This window comes from Prevotella aff. ruminicola Tc2-24 (genome assembly GCF_900110895.1).
Lineage (GTDB): Bacteria > Bacteroidota > Bacteroidia > Bacteroidales > Bacteroidaceae > Prevotella.
Genome location: NZ_FOIQ01000007.1, coordinates 26570 through 50536, shown reverse-complemented (window position 1 = coordinate 50536; position 23967 = coordinate 26570). Strand labels below are relative to the sequence as shown.

Annotated in this window: 21 protein-coding genes and 1 tRNA gene; 7 read left to right on the top strand and 15 right to left on the bottom strand. The window is 47.5% G+C overall.

All coding sequences use genetic code 11. The annotated features are described in order from the left end of the window. Positions 1 to 8: 8 nt before the first annotated feature. From pta to folP, 3 genes are read right to left on the bottom strand one after another with little or no spacing between them, the layout of a single operon-like run. Positions 9 to 1019, bottom strand: a complete 1011-nt coding sequence (pta, locus tag BMY63_RS11890) for a phosphate acetyltransferase (RefSeq protein WP_091901923.1) — start codon at positions 1017 to 1019, stop codon at positions 9 to 11. Between the two features lie 23 nt (positions 1020 to 1042). Next, positions 1043 to 1822, bottom strand: a complete 780-nt coding sequence (cdaA, locus tag BMY63_RS11885) for a diadenylate cyclase CdaA (protein ID WP_091901920.1) — start codon at positions 1820 to 1822, stop codon at positions 1043 to 1045. After that, positions 1823 to 2623 carry a dihydropteroate synthase gene (gene folP / locus BMY63_RS11880; protein ID WP_091917041.1) on the bottom strand — a complete coding sequence of 267 codons (801 nt, stop codon included), beginning with the start codon at positions 2621 to 2623 and terminating at the stop codon, positions 1823 to 1825. Positions 2624 to 2711: 88 nt separating this feature from the next. Between folP and BMY63_RS11875 the strand changes: the two genes are divergently transcribed. The 5 genes from BMY63_RS11875 (at position 2712) to BMY63_RS11855 (ending at position 8720) form a co-directional block, all read left to right on the top strand. Next, the gene (locus BMY63_RS11875; RefSeq protein WP_091917039.1) at positions 2712 to 4067 is read left to right on the top strand and encodes a UDP-N-acetylmuramoyl-tripeptide--D-alanyl-D-alanine ligase; all 1356 of its coding nucleotides are present in this window, start codon (positions 2712 to 2714) and stop codon (positions 4065 to 4067) included. Positions 4068 to 4112: 45 nt separating this feature from the next. Further along, positions 4113 to 4979: a hypothetical protein gene (locus BMY63_RS11870; protein WP_143065793.1), complete on the top strand. Its 867-nt coding sequence runs from the start codon at positions 4113 to 4115 to the stop codon at positions 4977 to 4979. Further along, complete coding sequence (locus BMY63_RS11865) at positions 4957 to 6996, top strand: hypothetical protein (protein WP_143065792.1); 2040 nt, start codon at positions 4957 to 4959, stop codon at positions 6994 to 6996. The genes BMY63_RS11870 and BMY63_RS11865 overlap by 23 nt, the downstream gene beginning before the upstream one ends. 104 nt (positions 6997 to 7100) lie before the next feature. Further along, positions 7101 to 7176, top strand: a tRNA-Pro gene (locus BMY63_RS11860). A 281-nt stretch (positions 7177 to 7457) separates the two neighbouring features. Continuing rightward, complete coding sequence (locus BMY63_RS11855; RefSeq protein ID WP_091917033.1) at positions 7458 to 8720, top strand: alpha/beta hydrolase; 1263 nt, start codon at positions 7458 to 7460, stop codon at positions 8718 to 8720. Between the two features lie 87 nt (positions 8721 to 8807). On the opposite strand, the gene BMY63_RS11850 is transcribed toward BMY63_RS11855, so the two are convergent. The 8 genes from BMY63_RS11850 to BMY63_RS11815 form a co-directional block, all read right to left on the bottom strand. After that, positions 8808 to 9533: a DUF2461 domain-containing protein gene (locus BMY63_RS11850; protein ID WP_091917031.1), complete on the bottom strand. Its 726-nt coding sequence runs from the start codon at positions 9531 to 9533 to the stop codon at positions 8808 to 8810. Positions 9534 to 9538: 5 nt separating this feature from the next. Further along, entirely contained in the window at positions 9539 to 10957 is a 1419-nt protein-coding gene (locus BMY63_RS11845; protein ID WP_091901904.1) for an aldo/keto reductase, read from the bottom strand. Between the two features lie 37 nt (positions 10958 to 10994). After that, positions 10995 to 12470 (bottom strand): 4Fe-4S binding protein, encoded by a 1476-nt coding sequence (locus tag BMY63_RS11840; protein ID WP_091917029.1) that lies wholly within the window; start codon positions 12468 to 12470, stop codon positions 10995 to 10997. An 18-nt stretch (positions 12471 to 12488) separates the two neighbouring features. Next, positions 12489 to 13223 (bottom strand): twin-arginine translocase subunit TatC, encoded by a 735-nt coding sequence (gene tatC / locus BMY63_RS11835; RefSeq protein ID WP_091902056.1) that lies wholly within the window; start codon positions 13221 to 13223, stop codon positions 12489 to 12491. A gap of 10 nt (positions 13224 to 13233) precedes the next feature. Beyond that, positions 13234 to 13434, bottom strand: coding sequence for a Sec-independent protein translocase subunit TatA/TatB (locus tag BMY63_RS11830; RefSeq protein ID WP_091901899.1), 201 nt, complete (start codon positions 13432 to 13434; stop codon positions 13234 to 13236). 82 nt (positions 13435 to 13516) lie between these two features. After that, positions 13517 to 14221, bottom strand: coding sequence for a ComEA family DNA-binding protein (locus BMY63_RS11825; RefSeq protein ID WP_091917095.1), 705 nt, complete (start codon positions 14219 to 14221; stop codon positions 13517 to 13519). Then, on the bottom strand, positions 14218 to 15588 hold the full coding sequence (locus BMY63_RS11820; protein WP_091901897.1) for a sodium-dependent transporter: 1371 nt from the start codon (positions 15586 to 15588) through the stop codon (positions 14218 to 14220). Before BMY63_RS11820 ends, BMY63_RS11825 begins: the two co-directional genes overlap by 4 nt. A 6-nt stretch (positions 15589 to 15594) precedes the next feature. Beyond that, positions 15595 to 16959 carry a sodium-dependent transporter gene (locus tag BMY63_RS11815; RefSeq protein WP_091901895.1) on the bottom strand — a complete coding sequence of 455 codons (1365 nt, stop codon included), beginning with the start codon at positions 16957 to 16959 and terminating at the stop codon, positions 15595 to 15597. Between the two features lie 57 nt (positions 16960 to 17016). Here BMY63_RS11815 and BMY63_RS11810 point away from each other — a divergent pair, with 57 nt between their 5' ends. Further along, positions 17017 to 17421: a VanZ family protein gene (locus BMY63_RS11810; RefSeq protein ID WP_371113591.1), complete on the top strand. Its 405-nt coding sequence runs from the start codon at positions 17017 to 17019 to the stop codon at positions 17419 to 17421. Positions 17422 to 17492: 71 nt separating this feature from the next. Here the strand turns inward: BMY63_RS11810 and BMY63_RS12390 are convergent, their stop codons facing one another. Genes BMY63_RS12390 through BMY63_RS11800 form a run of 3 tightly spaced genes read right to left on the bottom strand, consistent with a single transcriptional unit; the run spans position 17493 to position 20630 of the window. Next, positions 17493 to 17648, bottom strand: coding sequence for a hypothetical protein (locus BMY63_RS12390; protein ID WP_176771125.1), 156 nt, complete (start codon positions 17646 to 17648; stop codon positions 17493 to 17495). A gap of 27 nt (positions 17649 to 17675) precedes the next feature. Beyond that, entirely contained in the window at positions 17676 to 18800 is a 1125-nt protein-coding gene (gene prfB / locus BMY63_RS11805) for a peptide chain release factor 2 (protein WP_091901893.1), read from the bottom strand. A gap of 21 nt (positions 18801 to 18821) precedes the next feature. Further along, positions 18822 to 20630: an AMP-dependent synthetase/ligase gene (locus BMY63_RS11800; RefSeq protein ID WP_091917027.1), complete on the bottom strand. Its 1809-nt coding sequence runs from the start codon at positions 20628 to 20630 to the stop codon at positions 18822 to 18824. A 321-nt stretch (positions 20631 to 20951) separates the two neighbouring features. Between BMY63_RS11800 and BMY63_RS11795 the strand changes: the two genes are divergently transcribed. Further along, positions 20952 to 22217, top strand: a complete 1266-nt coding sequence (locus BMY63_RS11795; RefSeq protein ID WP_091901889.1) for an LL-diaminopimelate aminotransferase — start codon at positions 20952 to 20954, stop codon at positions 22215 to 22217. Positions 22218 to 22281: 64 nt separating this feature from the next. Here BMY63_RS11795 and asnB read toward each other — a convergent pair whose 3' ends face one another. Next, positions 22282 to 23946 carry an asparagine synthase B gene (gene asnB, locus BMY63_RS11790; protein ID WP_091917025.1) on the bottom strand — a complete coding sequence of 555 codons (1665 nt, stop codon included), beginning with the start codon at positions 23944 to 23946 and terminating at the stop codon, positions 22282 to 22284. Between the last annotated feature and the right edge of the window lie 21 nt (positions 23947 to 23967).

Below are 23967 nucleotides of genomic sequence, written 5' to 3'. Positions count from 1 at the left end.
CTTTCAAATTACTTTTTGGCATCCATAGCCTGACAAGCCGTGATGGCCACCATATAATAGATATCATCCACGGAACATCCGCGAGAGAGATCATTCACAGGACGTGCGATACCCTGGAGGATCGGACCGATGGCAATAGCATCACCCAGACGCTGAACCATCTTATAACCGATGTTTCCGACCTCGAGATTCGGGAACACCAAGACATTAGCCTTACCAGCGATATCGGAGCCGGGCGCTTTCTTTGCGCCCACGCTGGGCACAAGAGCAGCATCAGCCTGCAGTTCTCCGTCGATCTTCAACGTAGGATCGAGTTCCTTTGCCAGACGGGTAGCCTCAATGACCTTGTCGCAGACTTCGTGCTTAGCAGATCCCTTTGTCGAGAAACTCAGCATAGCCACGCGAGGCTCGGCAAATCCGGCCACCGACTTAGCTGTCTGAGCGGTGCAGACAGCGATCTGAGACAGCTGAGCGGCATCAGGCATCGGTGTCACGGCGACATCACCGACGACAAGCACGCCATCCTCACCATATTGTTTCTCCTTGGAGATCAGCAGCAGACCACCGCTGACACAGGTGATACCAGGGGCACACTTGATAATCTGAAGTGCCGGGCGCAGGGTGTCGCCCGTCGTCGACAGGGCACCACTAATCTGACCATCAGCGCCTTCTGTCTTAATAATCATACATCCGAAATACAAGGGGTTCTTCACAAGCTTACGGGCTTCCTCAATAGTCATGCCCTTACTCTTACGGAGCTCAGCCAACTTCTCTGCATACTCTTCTGCTTTCGGACTAGTTTCCGGATTAATAATAGTTGCCTTTCCAATACTCGTCAGTCCCCATTCTGCTGCGAGTTTGTTGATCTCATCGGGATTACCAATCAGGATGATGTCTGCAACATCGTCAGCCAGCACTTTATCGGCTGCACGAAGTGTACGCTCCTCTGTTGCCTCGGGGAGCACGATGCGCTGCTTGTTAGATTTTGCACGCGCTACAATTTGACCTAATAAATCCATCGTTTGTTTTTTATATTAAAAAATTACTCTAATTCCTTAGTCAGTATACTCTCCAACTCCTCTGCCGAAAGCCGGAGGCGGAACTCGCCCCTGACAGCAACAGAGATGGCTCCCGTCTCCTCTGAGACAACAACAGCTACAGCATCGCTCTCCTGAGAGACACCCATGGCTGCACGATGACGAAGACCCAATTCTTTGGGGATGTCCAAGTCATGACTGACGGGCAAAATACATCCTGCCGCTTTAATACGTTTCTTCGATATGACGACGGCTCCGTCGTGCAAAGGTGAATTCTTAAAGAAGATATTCTCTATCAAGCGCTGATTAATGACCGCGTCAATCTGGTCGCCCGTAACAACAATATCATCCAGAAGCACTGTCCGCTCCAAGACAATCAAGGCGCCGACCTTGGCCTTACTCATGTTCATCGACGACATCACGATTGGCATAATCGTCTCCTTGACGTCGCGCCGTCCTTTTTCCTTACCTTTCGTAGAAGTAAAGAACTGAGAGAATGCCCTTATACGACGGTGGGCGCCCAAATTATATAGGAACTTCCGGATATCGTCCTGAAAGAGCACGATCAAGGCTATGACACCCACACTGACAAGTTTGTCGAGGATAGACCCCAGTAGACGCATCTGTAATACCTGCGACACGAAAAGCCAGCAGATGACAAACACCATGATGCCGATGAACACGTTCAGCGAACGCGACTCACGCATCAGTCGGTAGATATAGTAAAGCGTCAGCGCTACCAACAGAATGTCAATAATATCTTTCAGTCCGAACTCAAAAAACATCTATTCTTGATTTTTGACCGTTAACGACTGGACTATCTTGCAACACTCCACAGCCTCACTCACATCATGCACACGAAGAATGCTCGCCCCCTTCATCAGTGAGATAGTGTTAAGGGCAGACGTTCCATTCAAGGACTCCATTGGGGTACATCCAAAAAGTCTGAATATCATTGATTTACGAGACACTCCCACAAGCACAGGAAGATCCAAGACCTGCAGTTTCTCCAGTTCACCCATCACCTGATAGTTCTGTTCTAACGACTTCCCAAAACCAAAGCCGGGATCGAGAATGATATCATTCACACCCAAATCGCGCAACTGCTGTACCTCTTGGGCAAACGAGAGCAACATCTCTCGCATTGTCGGTCGGACAGACATTAATATATAAGGTACGCGCAGACGAGAAACCATCCGGAACATCTCTGTAGAGCCCTCACTGACATCGTTGATAATATCGGCACCATACTCCTCCACGGTCATACGTGCCACATCGGGACGAAATGTATCAACAGAAACAACAGCATCAGGGATTTCGCGACGCACAATACCAAGGCCGAAACGCAACCGTTCCATCTCCTCCTGTTCCGATACGACCTGACAACCAGGGCGGGTAGAACATCCGCCGACATCTATCATCGTCCCTCCTTGCTCTATGATCTGATGGACTCGTTCAGCTATCTCCCGCTCTGTCTGTTTTCGGCTTCCAGCATAGAAAGAGTCGGGTGTCACGTTCAGGATACCCATCACTTGTGGTTCCGACAAGTCCATCAGCCTGCCGTGTACATTTATCATATAGTCCATATCGCCTACAAAGATACGAAATAATTCATAATTGATGGTTCATAGTTCATAGTTTTTTTGTAATTTTGCACAAAAAATAGTGAAGACGATGGATATCAAGGAACTGTATCAGCTGTATCTGCAACATCCCTGCATCACGACCGACAGTCGAGACTGTCCGGAGGGAAGTATCTTCTTGGCGTTGAAGGGAGAATCGTTCGACGGGAACAAGTTTGCCGAGGCTGCCTTAGAAAAAGGATGTGCCTATGCGATTGTCGATGACCCGGGAATCGCCAAAGAGCAACAATCGGGCGACCATAGTGGACAGTTTATCCTTGTCGACGACTGTTTGCAGACTTTCAAGGATCTTGCCCGTGAGCACCGTCGCCAGTTCGACATCCCAGTAATCGGCATCACCGGCACCAACGGTAAGACGACTACGAAAGAGTTGATTGCCGCTGTTCTCTCACAGAAATATAATGTGCTCTATACACAAGGAAACTTCAACAACGATGTCGGCGTACCCAAGACGCTCTTCCGTCTGACGAAGGAGCATGAGATCGCTGTTATCGAAATGGGAGCCAGTCACCCTGGTGACATCAAGACACTTGCCGAGACTGCCGAACCAACCTGTGGTCTAATTACGAATGTGGGTAGGGCTCATTTGCAGGGCTTCGGTTCCTTCGAGGGAGTCATCAAGACGAAATGTGAGCTCTATGACTTTCTTCGCACCCAAGAGGACGCTCTCATCTTCCTCAATGCCGACAATGAATATCTCATCGATCAGATCGGGGAGGACGAGGATATATGGATCAGTCCGTACTCCACCGATCCAGAGAACCAATATACGTGCATTAGCGGTGAGATTACTGCCAATGATCCATTCCTCAAGTTCCGTTGGCGCGAACCATTGATGACACTCGAAGAAGAGGGCCGTTCCACAAAATGGCACAAGGTACAGACCCAACTCGTGGGCTCGTACAACATCGACAATCTGTTGGCGGCTATCGCCGTAGGCATTAACTTCGGTGTCGATCGCAAGAAGATCTGTGCGGCACTGGAGGACTACGTTCCGAGTAATAATCGTTCGCAGATGACTGTCACCAAGAACAACCGCCTCATCGTCGATGCTTACAATGCCAATCCGTCAAGTATGACTGCCGCACTAGAGAATTTCCAGATGATACAAGCAGACCATAAAATGGTGATTCTTGGTGACATGCGTGAGCTTGGCGACGCTTCCGTCGAAGAGCACCAGCATGTTATTGATTATCTAAAGAAAATGGACCTTGAGGATGTCTGGCTCGTCGGCGACGAGTTTGCCAAGACCAACTGCGATTTTAGGAAATTCCATGATGTGGAGGAGGTAAAGACAGCCATCACATCACAATCGCCTGAGGGTAAGACTATTCTGATCAAAGGCTCCAACGGCACCAAGCTTTTCCAACTGCCGGAACTACTATAACTACCGTAGTTGAAAGGCTTCATCATGATATTACCATTGATGATCATGAAGAAAATAACTATCTGGTCAGGTCTATTCCTTTGTCTGCTGATGACAGGTTGTCAGAGACAGGAAGAGTTAGAAGAAGGGAACGCCGTTTATTATTGGCGCACCGACTTCCGGCTCGACTCGACAGAACGGGTATTCCTGAATCAATACCATATCCAAAAGATCTACTGCAGATATTTCGATGTGGTGATGGACACGACACAGGGTCGGGGGCCTATGCCAAATGCAACCATATCGTTTAGCGACACCTTACCAAGGAATATAGAAATCATCCCGACTGTCTATATCATGGAGGACTGCATGCATCAGTCGCATCAAGGACTGGCAGAAAAGCTCGTGAGACGCATCCGTCAGATGAATGAAACCAACGGCATCCCAAATGTCCGGGAGATACAGATTGACTGTGACTACACTGTCAGAAGCAGAAACATATATTATGAGTTCCTACGAGAAGTCAAACAGGCATGGAGCCAACAACTTTCGACCACCATCCGCTTACACCAGTTATCGATGACTCCTCCACCTACAGACTACGGGGTGCTGATGATCTATAACACAGGCAATCCAGAGAATTATATGGAGCGGAACCCTATCCTCGACATCCGGGATGTATCGCCCTATCTGAAACATCTCAATGATTATCCCCTTCCATTGTCCACCGCCTATCCCGTATTCTCGTGGCTGAGGATTATTCGGGGGGTGCATGTCGAGCACACTGTAGAGGCAGAGGAGATTCTGAAAGTGAAACGAGCTGTAGAACAGAGACGTGACGGTCTGAAACGTAGCATCATTACTTATCATCTTGACAAAGAGAATATTCACAGATATAAACCGGAAATCTATGAGGAGATTTATCACCACTAGTCTGTTGGCAGTCATCGCACTGCCCATGCTGGCCTGCTACTGGGCAGACAATCACAACTACTATCTGTTTAGCGTCTATGAGCGGACAGAGTTCAGTAACCGTATGGATGAGATAACCAGAAACAATTGGAAGGCCTACCTTGGACAGAACGATGACAGTTATTTTTTCTTCCGTGCAGACGACATCATCAAAGCTGCCCGGAAAAAGGGCGACGCTCTGATGGTCAGTTATGTGCAGAATCTCGAGAAATACCTCAGATGCGTGGCCATTGAGGAACGGAAGCAACGGGAATGGAACTACCCCACCAAGGAAGAGATCAACGCTTGCAGAAAGAATCTGCAAGCTATCCGCAGCTACGCTGCCGGGAAACTGAAAACACGGCTTCGTTCGCAGCATGCCCTTCTCTATATGCGTTCCAACATGATGCTCGGGCAGCATGATACAAACATCAACTTCTGGGAGCAGACTGCGAGTCAGTATATCGAGACCGTCTACAAGGACATGATGAAGAACATCTATGCCGGAGCCCTGTACAAAACCGGTCAGGAGGCAAAGGCAGGAGAGTTGTTTGCCGAGATGGGCGACTATAATAGTCTGATGACACAATATTATAAGAAGCGCTCTTTCGCCGCCATCCGTCAGGAGTATCTCCGCGACCCCAATGCCAAAGTGCTACCCTTCCTACTACAAGATTTCGTCAACAACTCACAGGAAGCCTATGATGCCTGTCAGCCACATGGTGAGGGTGAGGCGTTTGGCGGTAAGCTTTTCATCCGCGACATCTCACAAGACGAAGCCAAGCAGATGCGTAACTTCTGTGAGCAAGTTGTGAAAGAAAGAAAAACAGAGGTTCCTGCCCTCTGGAAAAGTGCCAAAGCCTGGTTAGAGTATATGTTTGGTAGTAAGGAACGGGCACTGAAGGATATCCGAACAGCAACGACTCTGTCTGGCACAGAGCGGATTAAAGACAACGCCCGCGTATTACGTCTATATATCGAGTCGGCTCTCGTTCCCCAGAGTGAGAATTATGACAACTGGCTGGCACAAGAACTAGAGTGGTTGTTTAGCAAACAAGCCGAAAACCATTATCAGAACGTACTGAACCGCGTCACCTACCAAACTCTCAAGAAACGCTATGCTGAAAGTCCAGAACGGATGGCCGCCTTGTTTAATGCGACCGGCACTTATGAATACGAGACCTATATCGACACCATGAAGGTAGAAAGATTGGAGGACTACCTCCAGTATACACTCCGGTCTCCTCGCACGCCCCTTGATCGTTTTCTATGGACTCACCAGAAAAAGACAGAACATGCGTTGGAGGATCTCATTGGCACGAAGTATATGCGTCTTTGTCAGTGGGAAAAGGCCATCCAGTGGCTGAAGGACATTCCGACATCGTACTATGAGAAGAAAGGCTATGCCGTCTATGCCGCCAATCGCAAGTATGACGTTGCTCCCTGGATCAAACGGCAGTGGCTGAGAAGTGCTGTTCTCTATAGTAATCATAACGGCAAACTAAAGTCAAACCCAAAACTTACCTTCGCACGGGAGATGCAACGCATGGAAGGTGAATTAAACGTGCTGTCGGGTGAAGACCTAAAGAAACGATACTACGAATTAGCCATACGCTATGCGCAAGCTAGCTATACCGGTGACTGCTGGTTCCTAATGCGTGACGGGAAGAATGTCTCCGACTCTGTCCGTGTCAATGAGACAGACCTCGCCGCCAAGGCCGCAGAACTCCTGCGAAAAGCAGACAACTCTAAAGACACAAGACTGAAAGAGGAAGTACTCTTCGCTAAAGCATACATCTATATGAATCCTTCACCCTGGTATACACTGACATGGAACAGTAACACCTATGAATACGACCGTCACCCTGCTCCACAGTCTGCGCAATACAAAGCCTTCGCCTCCTTGGTGGAGTATGAGAAGAGCATCAATAAACCCAGTGGATACGTGTCGAAGTGCGATGAATACAAACAGTTTCTGCAAGCTTATAACCGTCGGTAAAGAGAGAGCGGATTAGGCGTTTTTCCGCTTATTTCTAATTTTTTATCTATTTTCTTGCACGAAATTCAAAAAATAGCAGTACCTTTGCAGCCGATTTAAAAAATCGGGATGTAGCGCAGTTGGTAGCGCACTACGTTCGGGACGTAGGGGTCGGGCGTTCGAGTCGCCTCATCCCGACCAAAAAAAAGGAAGTGACTAGCAAATTAGTCACTTCCTTTTTTCATATAGGACTTATAGTTACGCCATATCTCTATTTTTACATCGAAATGGCCATTCGTAATACTAACCATAATACCTCACTTTTTCCAGTTTGTTTTGAGTAATCTGGTTTTTGAATTGTTAATCTTCTCTAAGATTAGAACTATCGATTTTACTTTTGCATTTATGATGTGTCAAACAAGATAGAAGTGTAAAAGTAACAATTAACTCATTATCAATTTTAAAAACCAAACTTTAATTTTATGAAAAAGCTATTAATTTCGTTGATGGCTCTCACAAGCCTCACAGCAATCGCGCAGAATCCTATTGTTCCTTCTGTAAAAGCAGAGGTTGAGGACTTCAAACCTGCGACAACCAACCAAGAGAACAAACAGTTCCCGGCCATTAACTCTAAGCGTCAGGTCCGTGCACAGATTACCGCACCTCAGGCCACATTTGTAGGACTTGACATTGCTGGAAAAATCTATGAGATGACCAAGGATGAGAACGGAGTGTGGACTGGTACTTCAGAGCCTCAGGACGAAGGTTTCCATTACTATCAGCTCAACATCGATGGTGCAAACGTGCCCGATCCAAATAGTTTGTACTACTACGGTGCCAGCCGTTGGGGAAGCGGTATCGACGTTCCCGCTGCCGACGAGGACTTCTATACAGTCAAGAATGTTCCTCAGGGTTCTGTCAACGAGGTATATTATTACTCATCAGTAACTCAGAAGATGCGTCACGGCTACATTTATTTGCCAGCAGAATATTATTCTAATCCAGATAAAAAATATCCTGTGCTCTACTTGCAGCATGGCATGGGTGAGAACGAGACGGGCTGGAGTGCTCAGGGCAAGACAGGCATTATCATGGATAATCTGATTGCCGCAGGTAAGGCCGTACCCTTCATCATCTTTATGGACAATGGTCTGAACGCCCGCAAGCCGGGTGAGCAACCTATGGGCTTTGGCGGTCCACGTCCCGGTGGCGTACGCCCACAAGGTGCTCCTCAAGGACCACGTCCGCAGGGTGCTCCTCAAGGTGGTGCTCGTCCACGTATGAGTGGAGCTGACTTTGCCAAGATGGCCAGACGTATGGGTGGTGCTTTCGAGGAAGTACTGATCAAGGACATCATCCCGATGGTTGAGAAGAACTACCGTGTGGTTGCCGACGCAGAGCACCGTGCTATGGCAGGTCTTTCAATGGGCGGTATGCAAACCCACGGTATCACGCTGAACAATCCCACCACATTCTCCTATGTCGGCATCTTCAGCGGTGGCACTATCGGTGCTGACGAACTAACCGATATTCCTGACTTCAAGAAGACCAATAAGGTACTCTTTATGAGTGCTGGCGGCAAGGAAACAGGAATGGCAGAAGGTGAAACCAGCGTAGGTAAGGTTGCCGATGATCTGAAGGCCATTGGCATCAATGCTCACAGCTACATCTCACCCGAGACTGCCCATGAGTGGCAGACCTGGCGTCGGAGCCTATATCAGTTCGCACAGTTGCTTTTCAAATAAGCACCAAACATAGAATCAAACAAAAAAAGGTGAAGCATATATTGCTTCACCTTTTTTTTCCATAAGAACAATTTTCTTACGTATATATCACTCGTAATCATCGATGACCGCGTTCATGAAATCCATCATCGGTTTGGCGGCACGGAACATACGCTCAACCTCATCAAGCCAGGCGTCGCCCTCGAAGAAGTCATCAGGAACGGCATGCCAGGCACAATAGTTCTTCAGACGCAGATAATGCACATATGGCCAGTCACGGGGGAAACCCGAAGGACAAGTCTTCAGTTTCTCTAACCCGAATCCTTGAGGTTGGTCCCAATAAGGGATGTTCATCGGTTCTTTGGAACTGTTAACCAAATCACTGCCAAAGTATTTCAGAAACTCCGGATTCTCCACGCATTTGAGCCACTCATCCGTGTTCGCCATCATTTCGTTGCGACAAGATGTGAGAATGTTTGTGGGAAGCCAGTAGTTTCCCACCGCCACGACACAATGGTCTGGTTCCAGATGCAGGTAGTAGCCACCACGCAAGGCCATCTTTCCCTTAGCATTGATATAAGCGCCAAGATGATTCTTATAAGGAGACTTGTCGGGCGAGAAACGCGCGTCGCGATAGAAACGATAAGTACAATCCTTCACCTGCAGATGAGCGACCTCAGGATCAAAAGTCGTGATCCGCTCTATCGCCTGGACAATGCCACGTTCGAACTCCGCTCTGATAATCTCATATTCTTTTTTATGTTCCTGAAACCAAGGACGATTATTGTTTGCCATCAATTGGCGCAGGAATCCTATAATTCTTTTAGCATCCATATTATCTATTTCTTATCATTTACACCCAACCCCAAGGGATCACGCCTTAGACTCTCTATCATCTCGTCGATCTTGCGGAGTTCACGAGGGATACGGATACTCTGTGGACAATGGGGTTCGCACTGACCACACTGGATACAGTGGTCGGGCTGACGGTCACGAGGCACGACACGGTCTAGTGATATCAAATACTGACGACGGTGCTTGCGATACTCGCTGTCTCCAACACCCATCGGTAGCGAGCCTTCGTTCTTGCATTTGTTATAATGCACAAAGATTGCCGGGATATCTATACCGTAAGGACAAGGCATACAATACTTACAATCGTTGCAAGGGATATTCTCCAATCCGACAATCTTCTTTGCGACCTCCTTGTCAAGATAACGCATCTCGTCTTCCGTCAGTGGTACAAGCGGGCAATAAGACAACAGGTTATCCTTCAGATGTTCCATATAAGTCATACCACTAAGTACACAAAGTACGCCCTCATGACTTCCCGCATAACGGAATGCCCACGAAGCGACACTGCGCTCAGGAGCATGGCTCTTCAATTCTGTTGCCAGATACTGTGGGAGGTTTGCCAACCGCCCACCTAAAAGCGGTTCCATGATAACAGCAGGAATGCCACGTTTCTGTAACTCGGCATAAAGATAGCTTGCATCCACATTAGCGTTACTTATCTCGTTAGCATAGTCCCAATCGAGATAATTCAATTCAATCTGAACGAAATCCCACCGAAACTCGTCATGTCGTGCCATCATTTCATCGAACACCTCTTTCTTTCCATGGAAAGAGAAACCGAGGTTACGGATGCGACCTGCCTGTCGTTCCTTTTGCAGGAAATCCATGATACCATTGTCAATATATCGGCCATTGAACTCCTCCATTCCACCACCAATGGCATGCAGCAGATAATAGTCAATATAGTCGACCTGCAATTCCTTCATCGAGTTGAGGTACATCTCCTTGGACTTCTCGAATGACCAGTAATCATGGTTGAAGTTGGAGAGTTTCGTAGCCACAAGATATTCACTGCGCTTATGGCGACTAAGGGCAATACCCGTACAGCGTTCCGACTTTCCCTGACAGTAGACTGGCGATGTGTCGATATAATTCAAGCCATGCTCAAGGGCATAGTCTATCTGTTTGTTGATCATCTCCTGATCAAATTCATCAGGTTTATCCACCTTTGTCGGCAGACGCATCATACCATAACCCAGAAGCGACACCTTTTCTTTAGTCTTCGGATTCACACGGTAGGTCATCTTACCCACAGGAGGCTCCACCTGATTCCGATATTCGCTGACAGCCTGTTTCCCAGCTTTATCTGTATTCTTACAGCCGACCAACGTGGCTGCAGTGGCGACGGTTCCCGCTCCGAAGATCTTCAGGAACGAACGACGGGAGATATTCTTGTCTTTCATTGGACTTTACTACTTTAACGACTTACTATATAACCTACTATATCTTCCTATGCACCTCATGTCCCTCGACATAGATAGCCGAGAACGGACGCGACGGACAGACATATTCACAGGCACCACAGCCTATACAGGCTGCCTCGTTGACAACAGGAATCATCGGTGACTCTTCGTCATTCTCATCGAGCGGCACCATATCAATCGCGCCAGACGGACAGTGGCGTGCACAGTTTCCACACTCCACACCATCAGTGATGGGTACACAGTTCTTCTTAATCCAAACGGCATGCCCCAACTGTATCGAAGACTTCTCATCGTGACCAATCAGCCGTATAGCACCTGCTGGGCACACCTCCGAGCAACGGTTACACTCAGGACGACAATAGCCACGCTCATACGACATCTCTGGTAGCATCAGATGCATCAGGTTAACAGAAGGTCGGAGCACATGGTTCGGACACTCCGATACACAGAGTTGACAACCCGTACAATGCTGGGCGAAATGCTGGAAAGACAATGAACCCGGAGGTGTTAAAACCGTCTGTCGCTCCGGTGCCACCTTATCTTCCAGTTCTGCCAAGCCACCGTCCATCAGTTTTTCTTTCTTCTGTGCCAAAGCTGCAGTTGTCACCATGGCCGAAGCAAGTAAGAACGACCGTTTGGAAGTATCTACGGACAAGTTCTCTGATTTCTCTTTCTGGCGCTGAAGACGGGAATCATAGCGTAAAGCGCCAAACTTACATTTTGAGATACAATTTCCACAGACCACACAACGACTATAGTCGACAGTGTGTGTCTTATAATCGATACAGGCCGCCTTGCAGTTCTTTGAGCACAAAGAACAGTTCTTACACTTTTCTTCGTCAAAACGTATCTTCAGGAAAGAGAAACGAGCAAAGAACGAGAGGACCGTTCCCACAGGACAAATGGTATTACAATAGGTACGTCCGTTCCGCAAAGCCAACACGGATATAACAATAAAAGTAATTACCGCAATGGCCATCACAGCCCCTACTGCCGCCACCTGTTCTACATGATAGAAAGCATAACTGTCGACATGCTCAGCAATAGAAGCCAGGATATTATTCCCGGCCTTCCAGACCGGTTGGAATAGCATGGTGGCGATACGGCCATATGCACTATAAGGAGCCAACAGCTGGAAAACAGAGCCTATGCCCGCCACCAAAGCTACGACCATCACCCCAAGCATTGTATAGCGAAGCCATGACAGCGCTTTCGAGAAACTATATTTGTTCTTCTTGCGATTAAGTCGTGCGATGACATCTTGGAATACCCCCAACGGACAGATAACCGAGCAATAAATGCGACCGAAAAGGAGTGTCAAAAGCACCAACACAACGACAACACCCACATTGAGGGCTAGCACAGCTGGCAAGAACTGTATCTTCGCCATCCATGAGAGCCAATGATGCATCGTTCCCGTAAAGTCGAGGAACAACAAGGTGATCAGTACAAAGAACACCCCGGCAAGGATCGTTCTGATTTTACGTAGCATAATTAAGTATTTATTTAGTTATTTCTTTCCTGTCAGTCGGACCACGCAGATACTCAGTTCATAAAGCAACCATATCGGCATAGCCACCACAAAGAGTGTAAAAGCATCCGTCGTCGGCGTGATAATCGCAGCGATAATCAATATCGCCACGAAGGCATGTCGGCGCCACAGACTCATCACCTCTGCATTCACCAGTCCCATCTTCCCCAGGAGCCAGCTGACGACGGGTAACTCAAAGACAATACCCATGACGAGATTCATCATCAGCAATGTGTCCATATATGACTGAAGTGTGAGCATATTCGTCACGTCAGGGCTCACTTGATAGGTACCGAGGAACCTCACTGTCAAAGGAAAAATCAGCAGATAGTCCAGCAAAGTGCCAAGCATAAACATCACATAGCCGCTCACGACAAGGATGGTGGCACCACGACGCTCTTTGGCGTAAAGTGCAGGCGAGACAAAACAGAACAACTGATAGATGATATACGGCATCGCCACTAACACACCAGCATACATCGCCGTTCTAAGATGAATCATGAACTGCTCGGCCAGTCCTGTATTCATCAATGAGAGAAAGAAAGGCTCGCCGCCTATCAGCCGATAGGTGATAAAATCGCTCGATCGGGGAGCCAGCACGATGGTAAACAATTCGTCTTTCAGACAGAAGGCCACCACTGCAGCGACCACCGTCACAGAAAGGATGCGAATGATAACAGTACGGAGCTCATCGAGATGATCCCAGAACGTCATACCACTCATACTACTTCTCAGACTGTTCCTTTTCCTCTTCTTCCAGATTCGTTACTTCGTTCATTCCTTCCTTGAAGCTCTTGACTCCCTTGCCAAGACCTTTCATTAACTCGGGAATCTTTTTGCCACCGAAAAGCAGCAACACAACAAGTGCGATAATGATGATCTCCGTCGGACCAACATTCATAAACAACAATAATGATTCTGACATTTCCTTCGTATTTTAAGTTTCTGTTGCAAATATACGAAAAAAACGCATAAGCCAAGCATCTGCTATCATTTATTAACTAAAATCAGTACTCCACATAAGGTGATAGTCGACTGATAGCTTCTGAAGAGAAATCCTTGGAGAGTCGCAGTTCATCCAACGAACGAATAGGACCGTGCAAGCGGCGGTAGTCGGTGATAGCTCGAGCTTGATAGAAATTGATGTAAGGATGTCGTTTCAGTTCATTGAGCGTCAGTCGGTTCACATTCAACTTCCGTGGGGTGGAATCCTTAATCACAAAATACTTCTTTGATTCCAATGGGAAATCCTCAATCTCATCAAGTTGGTTAACACTGACGTACCCTCCAAGCCGTTCACCATAACGTACGATCTGTCGTGCATAATAAGGACCAATACCAGGAACTGTTTGTAGAACAGTTGTATCGGCAGAATTAAGCACGACATATTCTGTCTCACGGATCTTCACCGGATAACGAAAAACAGAAGAGTCGCGTGACTCAGAGGCGCGATGCGACGAAGCACGACTATCGCTGCTATAATAAGGACGATCACGATAGACTACACGGGTACGGATATCTGACGTACGCGGCTTGCGTTGCTTATCATACCCCGATTTTATGACGGTGGTGTCAGTCGGTGTCAATGCATTCGTCTCACTATTTTCCTCACCCGTCAGAAAGATCACAGACAGGGCCACGACCATCACAACAAGTAAGGTCAGGATCACCTTCCGGTCGGACTTCTGGAGATAGAAGAACTCGCGGATCATATGACTCCGAACTGATGGAGGAAGATGAGAAGAATACAGATCGGGACAACAAACCTCACAGAGAACAACCAGATATGGAAGAATGCTCTCTTCACCATACGGCTTGTGTCATGAGTCTGACCCATGAGGAATTCCTCCTGTACCAGTCGCCGACTGACAAACCAGCCCAGCATAATACTTGTCAGGAAAGCACCTGCCGGCAACATAAACTGAGCGGTGAGAAAGTCGCAGAAGTCCATCAGCGGCATGTCAAATAGGCGAAGACCATCATAGGCACCCACAGAGAGGGAGCAAATCACAGCCAACAGCACACAGGCCCCGGTAATCACCCATGCCGCCCGTCGACGGGACAGATGCAGTTCTTCGTGGAAGAATGCCGTCCCAATCTCATGCATGGAGATTGTGGATGTCAGTGCCGCAAAGACTAGAAGGGCATAGAAAAGAATCGAAATAAAATAGCCCACCACAGGAACAGCACCGAAAGCTTCTTGAAACACATTTGGCAAGGTAATGAAGATAAGGGAAGGCCCGCTGTCAGGCTGCACACCCACAGAGAATGCTGCAGGGAAGATCATCAAGCCTGCCAGGATGGCAATACCCGAATCAAGCAAGGCTATCTGAGTGGCCGATCTCAACAAATCGGTATCACGTTTAAAATATGAAGCATATGTACAGAGGCAGGCAGTGCCCAGACTCAGCGAGAAGAAAGCTTGTCCCAATGCTTCAAGGAACACATTTCCACTTACTTTAGAAAAATCAGGCTTTAACAGGAACTCGACACCCCGATATGCTCCCGGAAGCATGCAGGAGGCCACAACCAGTACAACAAGCAGGATCAAGAGCAAAGGCATCAGCAACTTCGAAGCTCGTTCGATACCATCGTTCACACCTTTAGAGACCACCAAGTGGGTAATCAGGACAAAAGCCACTCCCCACAGACATGGCTTAATAGGATCAGCAGAAAAAGTCTGAAAATAGCGAATGACATATGCCGCATCACCCGTCAGTTGTCCGGCTACAGAAGCAAACAAATACTGAAGACACCAACCTGCCACAACGGCATAGAACCCTAGGATGATGGTAGAAGTGAGGATACCGAGATAACCGATAAACCGCCAACTCCGGTGTCCCATGCTCCCATAGGCTCGGGCTGCATTCGACTGTGCATGTCGTCCAATAACGAATTCACTCACCATGCCGGGAATGCCCAACAACAACACACAAGCGAAATAAATTAGGATGAAGACCGCCCCACCATTCTGTCCTGTCATAAAAGGGAAACGCCACACATTACCCAAGCCAACCGCCGAACCAGCTGTTGCAAGGACTATTGCCAGTCTGCTACCAAACACACCTCTCTGTTCCATAATGCACTATAATAAACCTAACTGATGCAGGAATATAAACAAGATACAGAGCGGACAAACATATTTCACTAGGAATAAATAAAAATGGAACATCGTCACATTACGGAGGGTTCCTTGGTTGGTAAACTCATCACGTACGATCTTATGAGGAGCAAACCAACCGATAAAGATGCAGGTGAGAAATCCCACCATCGGGAGGAAAAGCTGACCTGTAACAAAATCAAACATGTCAAAGACCGTCATACCAAACATCCGAAGTCCATTCCAGGCCCCCAACGACAAAGAACAGACACCACCCATCACAATACAGCCCACCGTCACCATCAGGGCTGCACGTTTACGGGTAGTTCCCATCTCTTCCTGAAGGAAAGCTGTACTCACCTCATGCAGCGACATCAGCGACGTCAGCGCGGCCATGGATAACAGGATATAGAACAACACCGAAACACCATAGCCTAAAGACGGAATACCACCGAATGCTTGTTGGAACACATTTGGTAAGGTGATGAAGATCAGGGAAGGACCGCTGTCTGGCTTTACACCTACCGAAAAGGCTGCAGGGAAGATAATTAATCCTGCCAACAAAGCCACCAGGAAATCGATTACGCCAATCTGTACGGCTGATTTAGTCAGATTCGTTTGTCTGGAGAAATAACTGGCATAGGTACAGATACACCCCATCGCAATACTAAGCGAATAGAATGACTGCCCAAGAGCCGCCAGGAAGACATCCCCTGTCAACTTTGACATGTCCGGTTTAAACAGGAACTCAATACCTTTGTCTGCGTTGGGCAACATACATGACGCGCCCACAATTACCAACAACAAGATAAACAGTGTGGGCATCATCAACTTCGAGGCACGCTCGATACCATCACGCACACCGTTCTCAATAATCATATAAGTGGCAAACAATATCAGGAATGTCCAAAACAACGGTTTTACTGGATCTTGAGAGAAAGTCACGAAATAGTTACTGATATATTCTGTGTCTCCCTGAAGCTTCCCTAATAAGGATGCCCAAATATACTCAAGACACCAACCGGAGACAACTGCATAATAGCCTGAAATCAGAAAACCAGTCAGTACACCCATATAACCGATGAGTGACCACATGCTACCACCCGACAGTTTTCGGAAGGAACGAGCCGTGTTCGCCTGTCCATAACGGCCGATGATAAACTCACTGATCATACAGGGGATACCCAACAACAGCACACAGAAGATGTAGATCATGATGAACACTGCACCGCCATTCTGTCCTGTCATATACGGGAAACGCCATATATTACCCAGTCCGACTGCGGAACCTGCCGTAGCCAGAACGACGCCAAGCCTACTTCCAAAACTTGCTCTCTCCAGTTTAGCCATATGTTTTTTTCTTTTCGTTTGCAAAAGTATAAAATAATTCTTACTTTTGCACTCAAATTGAAAGTAAATATGCGCTTCCCGTTGTATTTTATCAGAAATTATCCCTTTTCCTGCCTGCTTTTTGCAGCCATCTGGTATCTGTCATTCTTCACACCGCCCCCCACAAGACTTGACGATGTGGCATTTATCGACAAATGGGTTCACATGGTGATGTATGGCATCACCTGTCTGGTCATTTGGATAGAGTACCTTCGCAGACACACCCGTCCCAATTACGGAAAGTTGTTTGTCTGGGCATGGCTGATGCCCATCCTAATGAGTGGGCTCATCGAACTGTTACAAGAGTATTGTACAGGTGGGAGAAGAGCTGGCGACTGGTTGGATCTAGCAGCAAACGCGATAGGCGTCTCCACGGCTGCACTGATTGGCCTGGTCCTCTTACGTTATCACGCCAGACATTAAAAAATGCCTGGCGTGATACACAAGAACCCAAGGAGATGTCTGTATTCCATTCAACTCCCCAAGGATCCATGTTACATGGAGGAGATGTAAAAGAAGATAAGTACGATTGCAAGAAGGACCAATACGCCAAAGATCCATTCCATCACCTTCTTTCCACCTTTTTCCTGTTTCTTCTGATAAGCTGCCTTCTTATGGGTAGCCTTTGATGCTTTTGCAATTTGACTCATAATTCTACGTTTTTAATTATTTGGTTTTCAGTTTTCTTCATCATTAACGGGGAACTCCATCAGATACGCCTTAATAAAGTCGTCGATCTTACCATCCATCACGCCATCAACATCGGTGGTCTGATAATTCGTGCGATGATCTTTCACACGACGATCATCAAACACATAACTTCTAATCTGACTACCCCATTCTATCTTTTTCTTACCAGCCTCGATTTTGGCCTGAGCTTCCAGACGCTTCTTCATGGCACGGTCGTAGAGCTGTGATTTGAGCAACGTCATCGCACGTTCCTTATTTTTCGGTTGGTCACGGGTTTCCGTATTCTCAATGAGGATTTCCTCTTCCTCTCCTGTATCAGGATCCGTATACCAATAGCGCAGACGGACGCCCGACTCCACTTTGTTCACGTTCTGACCACCGGCACCTGAGCTACGGAAGGTATCCCACGACAATTTGGCCGGATCGACATACACCTCAATCGTGTCATCGACAAGAGGCGACACGAACACCGAAGCAAAACTGGTCATGCGTTTGCCTTGGGCATTAAACGGAGATACACGCACCAGTCGATGTACGCCATTCTCCGATTTCAGATATCCATAAGCATAATCGCCTCCTTCTATCTGCATCGTCACACTCTTGATGCCGGCCTCATCACCGTCAAGAAGGTTAGATATGGTCACCTTATAACCGTGCGCCTCTGCCCAACGCATATACATACGCATCAGCATCGAGGCCCAGTCCTGTGCCTCAGTGCCACCGGCACCGGAGTTAATCTTCAATACAGCCTCCATGGGATCTTCCTTCTGGCGCAGCATATTTTTCAGTTCCAAATCTTCAATAGCCCGAACAGCCTTACGATAGGTCTCATCGACCTCCTCCTCCGTCACCATCTCGTCCTTATAAAAATCAAAGGCAAGCTGAAGTTCATCAGCCATCGTACGTACCTCCTGGTAGCCATCAAGCCATTTCTTAATGCCCTTGACTTTCTTCATCTGTTCCTCGGCACGCTTCCGATCTTCCCAGAAATCGGGTGCCTGAGTACGGAGATCCTCCTCCTCGTATTCTATCTTTTTCTTGTCAATTTCCAGATAACGGTGCAACGCCTCCGCCCTCTCTAGAACATCTTTCAACTGGTCTTGCGTAATCATCTATAAACTCTATACAATAAACTACTCTGCGTACATCGCATCGATCTCTTTCTTATAGTTCTCGTTCAGCACGCGACGCTTAATCTTCAACGTGTTGGTCAACTCTCCTTTTTCCACAGAGAAATGATGGGGCAACAAGGTGAAGCGCTTGATCTGTTCATAATGCGCCAATTGCTGCTGAAGCGTGTCAATACGTTCTTTCATCATTTCACAAATCTGGGGACTAGTACAAAGTTGTTCCCTATTCTCAAACGGGATCTTATGCGCACGAGCATATTCCTCCAGCAACGAATAGACGGGAATAATGAGCGCAGAGACAAACTTCCGTTGATCGGCAATAATGGCAATCTGGTCAATATACTTATCTACCAAAAGTTTCGACTCAATCATCTGTGGCGCAATATACTTACCATTCGACGTCTTGAACAAATCCTTGATACGTTCTTTCAGGAACAACTCACCCCCCTTCAGATAACCGGAGTCACCCGTACGGAAATAGCCGTCTTCTGTGAAGGCTGCCTTTGTCAGGTCGTCACGATTATAATAACCACGGGTGATAGTCGGTCCCTTCAACAAGATCTCACCTTCGTCACTGATCTTGATATCTATGCCCTCTATGGGAATGCCGACGCCACCAACCGTATACGGTTCACCAAGATGGTTACAACTCACTGTCGCAAGACTCTCTGTCAGTCCATACCCAACGACCATATTCAGACCGATGGCATGAACGAACTCCTCCACCTTCGGGTTTACCGTTGCACCTGCTGTGGGGAAGAAATGGGCGTTTTCAAGTCCTAATTCTTTACGGACCAATGAGAATACCGTCTTGTTAAGCATCTCATACTCCAAATGGAGTGCCAACGGCGGACGCTTGCCTTTTGAAACATAATCAATATTATGTTTCTTACCGACTTTCTCGGCATGACGGAACAGTTTCCGCTTGGCGGGATTGGCCTTCTCAATCTGCTCCTGCACACCCATATAGACCTTCTCCCAGAATCGGGGGACGCTCGACATACAGGTAGGATGAGTTTCCTTCATAGACTGTTGTACCTCTTGCGGATAGGTATTAACAATCAGTCGTGCACCTTCTGTGAGACACAGGATCTTCCACCCTTTCTCAAAGATATGGGTAAACGGCAAGAAGTTCAACACACGATCGTTCTCTCCTACTGGCACGCACTTATCATTAGCAATCATGGCAGCATCATACTGACCACAGGTCAGAATAACGCCCTTGGAATCACCCGTCGTACCACTCGTATAGAGGATATTGGCAATATCATCCATCGATGCCGATGCCTGAATGGCATCAACTTCTGTCTGACGGGGAAAATTCTCACCCATCTTCAGGAAATCATCGAAATACATCGTATTAGCATCTTGGTCAGAGATACGCACCTTTTTATCAAAGACAATGATGCGTTCCATGGTTCGACAGGTCGGGAATACTCGACGAGCCTTGTCATATTGTTCTTGTTCTCCGACAAAGAGGAAACGGATATTCGCATCATTAACCATAAACTGTATCTGCTGCTCACTACTCGTGGCATAGAAAGGTATCGTCACCGCACGAACTCCCCATGCGCCGAAATCACAGAACAGATACTGTACTGTATTTTGTGAGAATATACCGATATTCTCCTGCACCTTAACACCCATATTCAACAGGGCATTCGAGACCTTTCTGACTGTCTCAGAAAACTGGTTCCACGAATACGACTTCCACTCCGTGCTACCAAAATCCTTGTAAATCAAGGCTTCCCGTTCGCCATATTTCTTGGCCTGATCATGGATAAGTCGCGATAAATGACTGTTTGTCTGCATAACAAATGAGATATTTGGTGCAAAAGTAAGCAAAATGACGCAGATAGCCAAATTATATCAGGGAAAAAAGGAAAACGCCCCAACTATTATCCATCCAAAGGATACCCATATCCCCTCCTAAAAATGAACAAGCATCAAAACGGAATAGCACTCTTTCAATCTGTTATTATTTTTAGTCTTTTGGTTTCGATTTGTTACTTTGCCGTCGAATGTACATGAAAAAAGTTAGCCAATCTTTGCTAATTATACCAAAACGCTGTATCTTTGCAACAGAAAAGAACAAGAAGAAAGAGATTAAGTCCGAAAGGTAACAAAAACGTTATGGCACTAGTAAACGAACATTTTCTAAAACTGCCGAACAACTATCTGTTCGCTGACATCGCCAAAAAGGTTAATGCCTTCAAAGCAATGCACCCTAAAGCCGATGTCATCAGTCTTGGCATTGGTGATGTGACACAGCCACTTGCTCCAGCCGTCATCGACGCCATCCATAAGGCCGCCGACGAGATGGCAGTACAAAGCAGTTTCCGCGGATATGGACCAGAACAAGGTTACGATTTCCTTCGCGAGGCCATTCTAAAAAACGACTTCCTGCCGCGTGGCATCCATCTTGATATCAACGAGATTTTTATCAACGACGGTGCCAAGAGTGATACTGGTAACATTCAGGAACTCATCCGGTGGGATAACTCCATCGGCGTCACAGATCCAATTTACCCCGTTTACATCGATTCCAATGTGATGATCGGACGGGCAGGCACACAAGACGAGAATGGGAAATGGTCGAATGTCATCTACATGCCCTGTACGGCAGAGAACGGCTTTGTGCCACAGATTCCCGACAAGCGTGTAGACGTCATCTACCTCTGCTACCCGAATAATCCTACGGGAACCGTCATCTCCAAGGAAGAATTACGCAAATGGGTGAACTATGCATTGAAGAATGACACACTCATATTCTATGATGCCGCCTACCAGGCTTATATACAAGACGACACGATTCCCCATTCTATTTACGAGATAAAAGGTGCGCGAAAGGTTGCCATCGAGTTTCACAGCTACTCCAAGACCGCAGGTTTTACCGGTGTACGATGCGGATATACCGTAGTTCCGAAGGAGTTGACTGCTGCGACTCTCAGTGGCGAACGTATCCCTCTGAACCCGCTCTGGAACCGTCGGCAATGTACGAAGTTCAACGGAACAAGCTATATCAGTCAGCGTGCTGCAGAAGCCATCTATACGCCAGAAGGAAAAGAACAGATACGTTCCACGATCGACTATTACATGCAGAATGCGAGCAAAATGCTCCAAGCCCTCCGCTCTCTTGGATTTGAGTGCTATGGCGGAGAGAACGCCCCTTATATATGGGCGAAGACCCCAGAAGCCTCTAGCACCCACGGACTACGTTCGTCTACCCGTAGTCTCTCATGGAAATTCTTCGAAGAGATGCTTTATGGCGCCCATGTCGTGTGCACGCCAGGTGTCGGCTTCGGCCCCAGCGGTGAGGGCTATGTGCGCTTCACAGCCTTCGGCAGTCATGAACAGACCGACGAGGCTTTACAACGCATTCAAAACTGGTTGAAATAACAACACAAACACAACATAAACAAAGAAGGCTGGATATCGAAATGACATCCAGCCTTCTCAGATATTAATAGGCTTGTTCATGAACCCCCTTGACGGCACGCCCGCTTGGGTCATTCATCCCCTTGAATGCGGCATCCCACTCCAATGCGATGCTTGTGCTGCAAGCCACACTCGCCTCACTGGGAACGCTTCGTGCTGCCGACTCACTGGGGAAATGTTCGGCAAAGATACTCCGATAATAATACTCTTCCTTATTCTTTGGGGGATTGATAGGGAAACGTTCAGCGGCATGTGCCATCTGTTCATCACTGACGGCCTCAGAGGTTATCTTCTTCAGTGTGTCAATCCACGAATAACCCACGCCGTCACTGAATTGTTCCTTCTGTCGCCAAGCCACCTCGGCTGGCAGCATATCGGCAAAGGCCTCTCGGACGATACGTTTCTCCATGGTCTTTCCAGGACACATTTTTGCCTCGGGATTGGTCCGCATAGCCACATCGAGGAACTCTTTGTCGAGGAACGGCACGCGACCCTCCACGCCCCATGCCGACAAACTTTTGTTTGCACGCAGGCAGTCATAGAGATACAGTTTGGAGAGCTTACGGACAGTCTCCTCATGGAAAGCTTGTGCATCAGGGGCTTTGTGGAAATAAAGGTATCCACCGAAGATCTCGTCAGCACCCTCACCTGAAAGCACCATCTTAATACCCATCGACTTGATGACACGCGCCAACAGATACATCGGTGTTGAGGCACGAACCGTTGTTACATCATAAGTTTCAATGAAGTAGATCACGTCGCGAATGGCGTCAAGCCCTTCCTGAATGGTATAGTTGATCTCATGATGAACAGTACCGATATGATCGGCCACCATCTTTGCCTTGGCCAAGTCCGGTGCTCCCTTCAAACCAACAGCGAAAGAGTGCAGACGTGGCCAGTAAGCACGTGTCTGACCGTTGTTCTCAATACGTTTCTCCGAGAATCTCTCCGCAATTGCAGAAATGACTGAAGAGTCAAGGCCACCAGAAAGTAACACGCCATAAGGCACATCGGACATCAACTGACGACGCACGGCGTCTTTCAAGGCATCACGGACAGCCTCAACACTGGCAGGATTATCTTTAACAGCATCATATTTCATCCAGTCACGCTGATAATACCGTTTCATGCCTGGTTCCTTGCTCCAATAATAATGTCCCGGAAGGAACGGCTCGTAATGATCACACTGACCTTCAAGTGCTTTTAGCTCACTGGCCACGTACACCTTCCCGTCGTTGTCATATCCAATATAAAGGGGAATCACTCCTATGGGGTCACGGGCAATCAGGAACTCATTCTTTTGCTCATCATAAAGCGCAAAAGCGAAAATACCACTGAGATCCTCAAGGAAATCAATACCCTTGTCGCGATAAAGCGCGAGGATAACCTCACAGTCGCTGCCCGTCATAAAATCATACTTTCCTGCATATCTCTCTCGGATCTGCTGATGATTATATATCTCACCATTGACGGCAAGTACCTGTTGCCTGTCCGGTGAGAAGAGCGGTTGACCACCCGACTCCGGATCGACAATACTCAGACGTTCGTGAGCCAAGATAGCACTTCCACCACAATAGATACCAGACCAGTCTGGACCACGGTGACGGATTTTCTGACTCATACGCAGTGCTCTCTGCCTCAGTTCGGATGTTTGCTCCTTTACATTGAATATTCCAACAATTCCACACATAATGATATTACGATTTACGGA

Coding starts and splice junctions, on each gene's coding strand:
- pta (WP_091901923.1), bottom strand. CDS start 1,019: ATGGATTTATTAGGTCAAATTGTAGCGCGTGCAAAATCTAACAAGCAG.
- cdaA (WP_091901920.1), bottom strand. CDS start 1,822: ATGTTTTTTGAGTTCGGACTGAAAGATATTATTGACATTCTGTTGGTA.
- folP (WP_091917041.1), bottom strand. CDS start 2,623: ATGGACTATATGATAAATGTACACGGCAGGCTGATGGACTTGTCGGAA.
- BMY63_RS11875 (WP_091917039.1), top strand. CDS start 2,712: ATGGATATCAAGGAACTGTATCAGCTGTATCTGCAACATCCCTGCATC.
- BMY63_RS11870 (WP_143065793.1), top strand. CDS start 4,113: ATGAAGAAAATAACTATCTGGTCAGGTCTATTCCTTTGTCTGCTGATG.
- BMY63_RS11865 (WP_143065792.1), top strand. CDS start 4,957: ATGAGGAGATTTATCACCACTAGTCTGTTGGCAGTCATCGCACTGCCC.
- BMY63_RS11855 (WP_091917033.1), top strand. CDS start 7,458: ATGAAAAAGCTATTAATTTCGTTGATGGCTCTCACAAGCCTCACAGCA.
- BMY63_RS11850 (WP_091917031.1), bottom strand. CDS start 9,533: ATGGATGCTAAAAGAATTATAGGATTCCTGCGCCAATTGATGGCAAAC.
- BMY63_RS11845 (WP_091901904.1), bottom strand. CDS start 10,957: ATGAAAGACAAGAATATCTCCCGTCGTTCGTTCCTGAAGATCTTCGGA.
- BMY63_RS11840 (WP_091917029.1), bottom strand. CDS start 12,470: ATGCTACGTAAAATCAGAACGATCCTTGCCGGGGTGTTCTTTGTACTG.
- tatC (WP_091902056.1), bottom strand. CDS start 13,223: ATGACGTTCTGGGATCATCTCGATGAGCTCCGTACTGTTATCATTCGC.
- BMY63_RS11830 (WP_091901899.1), bottom strand. CDS start 13,434: ATGTCAGAATCATTATTGTTGTTTATGAATGTTGGTCCGACGGAGATC.
- BMY63_RS11825 (WP_091917095.1), bottom strand. CDS start 14,221: ATGATCCGCGAGTTCTTCTATCTCCAGAAGTCCGACCGGAAGGTGATC.
- BMY63_RS11820 (WP_091901897.1), bottom strand. CDS start 15,588: ATGGAACAGAGAGGTGTGTTTGGTAGCAGACTGGCAATAGTCCTTGCA.
- BMY63_RS11815 (WP_091901895.1), bottom strand. CDS start 16,959: ATGGCTAAACTGGAGAGAGCAAGTTTTGGAAGTAGGCTTGGCGTCGTT.
- BMY63_RS12390 (WP_176771125.1), bottom strand. CDS start 17,648: ATGAGTCAAATTGCAAAAGCATCAAAGGCTACCCATAAGAAGGCAGCT.
- prfB (WP_091901893.1), bottom strand. CDS start 18,800: ATGATTACGCAAGACCAGTTGAAAGATGTTCTAGAGAGGGCGGAGGCG.
- BMY63_RS11800 (WP_091917027.1), bottom strand. CDS start 20,630: ATGCAGACAAACAGTCATTTATCGCGACTTATCCATGATCAGGCCAAG.
- BMY63_RS11795 (WP_091901889.1), top strand. CDS start 20,952: ATGGCACTAGTAAACGAACATTTTCTAAAACTGCCGAACAACTATCTG.
- asnB (WP_091917025.1), bottom strand. CDS start 23,946: ATGTGTGGAATTGTTGGAATATTCAATGTAAAGGAGCAAACATCCGAA.